The sequence below is a fragment of the Pseudomonas sp. P7758 genome (assembly GCF_013386485.1).
GTDB lineage: Bacteria > Pseudomonadota > Gammaproteobacteria > Pseudomonadales > Pseudomonadaceae > Aquipseudomonas.
Genome location: NZ_JACARS010000232.1, coordinates 1 through 618, shown reverse-complemented (window position 1 = coordinate 618; position 618 = coordinate 1). Strand labels below are relative to the sequence as shown.

Sequence of the window (618 nt, the reverse complement as noted above, 5' to 3'; positions counted from 1 at the left end):
GGGCCCAGCCCAGGGCCAGGTGCGGTTCGGAGCGCTGTGCCAGGAATTCTCGGGCGGCGTCATCCAGCTCCGGTAAACCGTTCAATAGCTGGTGCAGGGAATAGCCCATCTGCCGGCTTTCCTGATACAGCTCGCGGGTTTCACGGCTGGCGCGGTGTTCCTCACACAACTGCGCGAGGCGCGGCCAGTCCTGTTCGGCGGCGGCCTGGCAGTGGGCAAGCAGCAGCGGCGCTTCGAAGCGCGCCAGGTTGAGCAACAGTTGATCGCTGATCCAGCGCCCGGCACTTGCCGGGTCGGTCACGCGGGCTTGCTCCACGGCCATTTCCAGGCCCTGGGAATAGCTGTAGCCACCAATCGGCAGCTGCGGACTGGCCAGACGCAACAGCGCCCAGGCTGGGTTCATAGACGTACGCCGAACTGGTGCAGCTTGGGCGGGTAGTTGAAGTCTTCGTCGCCATGGCGGGAATGGTGGTGGCCGCCGCCATAGGCGCCGTGTTCCGGCTGGAAGGGGGCCTCGATGGTCTCGGTCGTCGCGCCCAACTGATCGAGCATGGCCTTGAGCACGTAGTCATCGAGCAGGCGCAGCCAACCGTCACCCACTTGCAGCGCCACGTGGCG

1 protein-coding gene and 1 pseudogene are annotated in these 618 nt (G+C 65.9%); both read right to left on the bottom strand.

The window, feature by feature from the left end; all coding sequences use genetic code 11:
* The coding region (locus tag HX873_RS31000; RefSeq protein WP_305729312.1) for an urease accessory protein UreF at positions 1–403 on the bottom strand (403 nt) is incomplete at its 3' end.
* Positions 400–618: pseudogene (locus HX873_RS30995) on the bottom strand (urease accessory protein UreE); the annotation flags it as partial. The pseudogene HX873_RS30995 and the gene HX873_RS31000, both read right to left, overlap by 4 nt.